This is a genomic window from Peribacillus sp. P4_D6, assembly GCF_056401795.1.
Map to the genome: position 1 here is coordinate 1 of NZ_JBFUIQ010000236.1, position 3,422 is coordinate 3,422.

The 3,422-nt window shown below is 40.7% G+C and carries 1 protein-coding gene and 1 pseudogene; both read left to right on the forward strand.

Annotation, left to right across the window (positions count from 1 at the left end):
• Nucleotides 1–1,873 (forward strand): ATP-dependent Clp protease ATP-binding subunit (locus AC1DVB_RS26020; RefSeq protein WP_477591679.1); only part of this gene is annotated, 1,873 nt, incomplete at its 5' end.
• Nucleotides 1,874–2,273: 400 nt separating this feature from the next.
• Nucleotides 2,274–3,422 (forward strand): annotated as a pseudogene (gene pulA, locus AC1DVB_RS26025) (type I pullulanase); the annotation flags it as partial.

Below are 3,422 nucleotides of genomic sequence, written 5' to 3' on the forward strand. Positions count from 1 at the left end.
GTATGGCCGCAATTTGACCGATGCTGCTAAAGCAGGACTTATTGATCCGGTAATCGGACGAAATGAAGAAATCAAACGCGTCATTGAAGTTCTAAACAGACGCAATAAAAATAATCCAGTTTTAATCGGTGAACCTGGTGTCGGTAAAACAGCCATTGCTGAAGGTCTTGCTTTAGCGATTGTTGAAGGTTCGGTGCCAGTTAAATTACGTAATAAGCTAGTATATATGCTTGATGTAGCATCCCTTGTTTCCAATACTGGAATTAGAGGGCAATTCGAAGAAAGAATGAAGCAATTGATCAGCGAATTACAGGAAAGGAAAAATGTCATTTTATTCATCGATGAAATTCATCAACTTGTGGGAGCAGGTTCGGCCGAAGGATCAATGGATGCAGGAAATATCTTGAAGCCAGCACTTGCACGCGGCGAACTTCAGCTTGTCGGAGCAACCACTTTATCCGAATATAGGAAAATTGAAAAAGACGGTGCCCTTGAAAGACGTTTCCAGCCTGTACAGGTTAACGAACCTACAACGGCTGAGGCATTGGTCATCTTACGCGGTTTAAAAGAAAGTTATGAATCTTATCATGGTGTAACATATAGTGAGGAAGCCCTAAAAGCGGCTGTTGAACTTTCGAACCGCTACATTCAAGACCGATTCCTCCCTGACAAGGCAATAGACTTAATGGATGAAGCTGGTTCCAAATTGAACTTGACCATCGAAGACGGCCAGGTAGAAAACATGAAAGAACGACTGGCGCAAATTTATAAAGAAAAAGAAATGGCCTTAAAAGAAGAAGCATATGAAAAAGCTGCCGTTCTTCGTGATGAAGAAGAAAAACTGGAAAAGTCATTGCAAGCAGGGGAAGATGCAATTAAGCCAACCGTAACCGTTGAAGACATTCAAAATATCATCGAACAAAAAACCGGCATTCCTGTAGGTAAGCTCCAAGAAGATGAGCAAGAAAGAATGATTCATCTCCAAGCGGAGCTGATGAAAAAAGTAATCGGGCAGGAAGAGGCTGTCAAAAAGGTATCCAAGGCCGTTCGAAGAAGTCGTGCCGGGTTAAAATCCAAAAATCGTCCTACCGGTTCTTTCCTTTTCGTCGGTCCGACAGGAGTCGGTAAAACCGAATTGGCGAAAACTCTTGCCGAGGAATTATTCGGGGACAAGGACGCTATGATTCGTCTTGACATGAGTGAATTCATGGAGAAACACAGTGTTTCCAAATTAATTGGTTCTCCTCCTGGATATGTAGGACATGAGGAAGCTGGACAATTGACGGAAAAAGTTCGCCGCAAGCCTTACAGTATCATCTTATTGGATGAAATCGAAAAGGCACATCCGGATGTCATGCATATGTTCCTGCAAATCATGGAAGATGGCCGCTTAACCGACAGTCAAGGCCGGACCGTTACTTTTAAAGATACCGTGATCATCATGACGAGTAATGCAGGAGTCGGTGAGAAACAAAAAGTAATGGGATTCGGTACAAGTTCAGCTGTGGAAGAGGCTTCAATCCTGCAATCTTTAGGGAGCTTCTTCAAACCGGAATTCTTGAACCGGTTCGATAGCATCATTGAATTCTCTGCATTGAAGAAAGAAGATCTTCTGCAAATTGTTGATATCATGATTCACGAGCTAGACGAAACACTTGCTGCAAATGGTTTATCTTTAGATGTGACCAATGAAGCGAAACAAAGGCTAATTGAACTCGGATATCACCCAACTTTCGGGGCGAGACCGCTCCGCCGTGTTCTTCAAGAACAGCTCGAAGATGGCATCACTGACTTTATCTTTGAGCAGCCTGAAGTTAAGAACTTCACTGCAATTGTTGAAGATAACTCAGTGAAAATTATTAAAACACCATAAAGAGTACTAGAAATGCCTCCAAGACCGTAAAACTGTTATGGAGGCATTTTTTTCTTTTTTTGGATTCACTTTTCATTAAACGATAAGTAAGGTCCAGCAAAATGACCTGCTGCTTTCGATTATTAAATATAGATTTCTGAATTTTCGACATAATTTGCATATTGGATGTTTTGATGGGTAATGCCTGTGGAATCATAACATAATGGAAGATTCGCTCATGATTATAAAAATGAATAATTCCTGTTCTAAAATGGGAATTTCAATGGAGGAATGACCTATTAAAGATTCACTTTCTTATTTTGAAGAGGAAAATAAAAATAATCAAAAACCTATGGATAATGAAACGGAAAATCAGTTGGAATCCCTGCCGATTGCTAATATTAATCCGGTAAACCCGTCAGAATTGGATGATTTATATTTCTATGAAGGCAAAGATTTAGGAAATTCCTATCTTAAAGATAAAACGGCATTCCGGTTATGGGCACCACTTGCATCTGAAGCCAAGCTAGTTACTTATAAACATTGGGATGATACAGATGGAATGGAGATTCAAATGGTTCGTTCGGAAAAGGGGACCTGGACCATTGAGCTGAACGGAAATCAGGATGGATTGATTTATACATATAAAGTGAAAGTGGGAGAAACCTGGAGTGAAGCCGTCGATCCCTATGTTCGCGCAGTTACTGTTAATGGTGATAAAGGGGTCGTGATAGATTTAACAGATACGAACCCAAAAAGGTGGACACGGGATAAACCACATCTTGAAAAAGCTGAGGACATAGTCATTTATGAATTGCATACACGGGATTTATCGATTCATCCTGAAAGCGGAATCCATCATAAAGGTAAATTCTTAGGAGTAGTTGAAGCCGGAACCAAAGGTCCAGAAGGAGCGAAAACGGGTCTTGATCATATTAAAGGTCTAGGTGTTACCCATGTTCAGTTTATCCCGATATTTGATTTTGCTACAGTTAATGAAAAAAAATTGAATGAACCACAATATAACTGGGGATATGATCCACAGAATTATAACGCTCCAGAAGGCTCTTATTCGACTGATCCGTATCAGCCAAAAGTAAGGATCCGAGAGTTAAAGGAAATGATACAAGGTTTACATGACCACGGGTTACGAGTAATCATGGATGTTGTATATAATCACGTTTATTCTGTGGAGGACTCAAACTTCCATAAACTCGTTCCCAAATACTTTTTTCGCTATAACGCCGATGGCACCTTATCTAATGGAACTGGTGTAGGAAATGATACTGCTTCCGAACGTAAAATGATGCGAAAATTCATCGTTGAATCCGTAACCTATTGGGCGAAGGAATTTAACCTTGATGGTTTCCGTTTCGATTTAATGGGTATTCACGATGTGGAAACGATGAATGTAGTGAAAAAGGCACTGGCAGAAATTGATCCGACCCTCATTGTTTTGGGCGAAGGCTGGGATATGGATACCCCCTTGGCCCAAGAGCTGAAAGCAAATCAAAAGAATGCTTTTAAAATGCCTGGAATCGCTCACTTTAATGATGCGATCCGTGATGGT